We start from the raw sequence: 2,382 nt of genomic DNA, 5'->3' as shown, positions 1-2,382 counted from the left end.
CAACGGCGATACGCCGCTGGACAACCAGACCCGAGAGGCGCATGTCGGCTCCGCTGCCTTCGACTATCGCGGCGAGAAGTTCAGAGCCTCGCTCGATTTCATCGATCAGGAGGAAAAGTTCGACGCGCCCACGCGGCCGTTCCTGGTCGCAACCGGCGTCGCCGTCCCGACCGCGCCGGTCGGGCGGCGCAACGTCACGCAATCCTGGGAATTTGCCAAGGTCCACGACAATTCGCTGCTGGCGCGCGCCGAATACGATGTGACTGACGCCGTGACGGTGTTCGCCGACGCCGGCGGCGGCAGGACCCAGGTCGATCGTCTGTTCGGCACGCCGACGATCCTGAACGCAGCAGGCAACACCACATCGACACCAGGACGGTTCAAGTTCGACATCGACAGGAACGTGGCCGACGCCGGCGTGCGGGCCCGGATCGAGACCGGCGCGATCAGTCATGCCGTGAGCTTGCAGGGGAGCTACTACGGGGATGAGATCTCGCGGGGCTCGGTGAACGGCACGGCGGTGTCGTCCAACATTTATGCGCCGATCGCCCGTCCCCAGCAACTCGTTGCGGCTCCCGCGACCGTGCCGAGGCTGTCGGACACCGAGCTGACCGGCATTGCGCTGGCCGACACCATGTCGGTTCTCCAGGAGCGGCTTCAGTTGACGGTGGGCGTCAGGCAACAGGGCGTCAGGTCGAACAACTACAACACGACCACCGGAGCCGTGAGCTCCTCGTACGATGAGACGGCTTTCACGCCGATGGTCGGCGTGGTGGTCAAGCCCTGGAGCAACGTTTCGCTCTACGCCAATTACATCGAAGGGCTCAGCAAGGGCGATACCGCGCCGAACACGGCGATCAATCAAGGCGAGGTCCTCGCGCCATATCTCAGCAAGCAAAAGGAAGCAGGCGTCAAGGTCGATTTCGGCACGCTCGCGGCCACGGTCAGCCTGTTCGAGATCACCAAGCCGTCGGGACAGCTGGGTGCCGGCAACGTCTTCCGAGCTGATCAGGAGCAGCGCAATCGCGGCGTGGAATTCACGGTGTTCGGAGAAGTGCAGCCGGGCATTCGCGTTCTCGGCGGCGTGACCTTGATCGACGCGGAGCTGACGAAGACGAACACGCTGGCCAATCTCGGCAAGACCCCGATCGGTGTGCCCGAGGTGCAGGCCAATCTGTCCGCGGAATGGGACACCCCTTTCGCGCCAGGGCTGACATTGGTCGCCAACACCATCTATACCGGGCACCAATATCTGAATGGGGCAAACACACAGGTTGTTCCGGCCTGGACGAGGCTGGACCTCGGCGCGCGCTACAACACGCGCATCAACAACCGGCCCGTGACGGTTCGGGCTCTGGTCCAGAACGTGTTCGACACCAACTACTGGGCCGGTGTCGCGAGCTTCTCCGCACTGGCGCAAGGCTCGCCGCGAACCGTGCTGTTGTCGATGTCGACGGATTTTTGAGGTGCTTCACGCGATGGTGCCGAATTCCGTCACCGGCGTGCTCCAATAGACGAGCTTGGTTCCGGCAAACGAGACCCGCAATCTATCGAGCAGGCTGTCGGCAGCGCTCCTTGCCAGGATCATCTGCACCGCCGTCTGATCGGCGTGCCCCTTGACGCGTTCGGCGGCCGTTCGCAATCGAACGTCCGCGCCGTGACCCGCGCCGCGCGATGCCGTGAATCCCGAAACGAGGTCGCTCTGTTCGGTGAGATAGTCGAGCAGCTCGTCACAGAGCTGATCCGGCACGATCAGGGTGAGAGAGACTGGCCCATCGATCATTTTGCCACCCTCGGCGTTCCGCCGTAGCGGCGATACAGGATCGGGAGGAGAATGAGCGTGAGCAGGGTGGACGACAGCAGGCCTCCGATCACGACGATGGCGAGCGGCCGCTGCACTTCGGATCCCGGGCCGGAAGCGAACAGCAGCGGGATCAAGCCCAGCGCCGTGATGCTCGCGGTCATCAGCACCGGCCGAAGCCTGCGCATGGCGCCATCGACGACGATGCGGTCCTCGGGCAGGCCATGGGCCCGGAGTTGGTTGAAGTAGGACACCAGAACGACTCCGTTGAGGACGGCGATGCCGAGCAGCGCGATGAATCCGACCGAGGCCGGCACCGATAGGTACTCACCGGTCAGCACCAGGGCGAAGACGCCCCCGATCAGCGCAAAGGGGATGTTGACCAGCACCAGCAGCGCCTGCCGGATGGCGCCGAACGTGGTGAAGAGCAGCAGGAAGATCAGGCCGATCGCAACGGGCACGACGATGGACAGGCGCGCGGCGGCACGTTGCTGGTTCTCGAACTGCCCGCCCCAGGTCAGCCGGTAACCGTTCGGAAGCGGAAGCTCGGTCGCAACCTTGTGACGGGCCGCTTCGACGAA

3 protein-coding genes are annotated in these 2,382 nt (G+C 64.2%); 1 reads left to right on the top strand and 2 read right to left on the bottom strand.

Going from position 1 to position 2,382, the window contains the following annotated elements; translation table 11 throughout:
* Positions 1-1,465: TonB-dependent siderophore receptor (locus JHD07_RS22765; protein WP_291626083.1), on the top strand; the 1,465-nt coding region annotated here is incomplete at its 5' end.
* 6 nt (positions 1,466-1,471) lie between these two features.
* Here JHD07_RS22765 and JHD07_RS22760 read toward each other — a convergent pair.
* Both JHD07_RS22760 and JHD07_RS22755 read right to left on the bottom strand, forming a co-directional pair.
* Positions 1,472-1,783 (bottom strand): DUF3240 family protein, encoded by a 312-nt coding sequence (locus JHD07_RS22760; RefSeq protein WP_291626081.1) that lies wholly within the window; start codon positions 1,781-1,783, stop codon positions 1,472-1,474.
* The coding region (locus JHD07_RS22755; RefSeq protein ID WP_291626079.1) for an efflux RND transporter permease subunit at positions 1,780-2,382 on the bottom strand (603 nt) is incomplete at its 5' end. The genes JHD07_RS22760 and JHD07_RS22755, both read right to left, overlap by 4 nt.

Origin of the sequence: Bradyrhizobium sp., assembly GCF_016462955.1 — a bacterium.
Classification (GTDB): Bacteria; Pseudomonadota; Alphaproteobacteria; order Rhizobiales; family Xanthobacteraceae; genus Bradyrhizobium.
This window is presented reverse-complemented; position numbering and strand designations above follow the sequence as displayed.

What these genes read in the sequence shown, in the direction of transcription:
- JHD07_RS22760 (WP_291626081.1), bottom strand. Translation starts at nt 1,783, where the DNA reads ATGATCGATGGGCCAGTCTCTCTCACCCTGATCGTGCCGGATCAGCTC.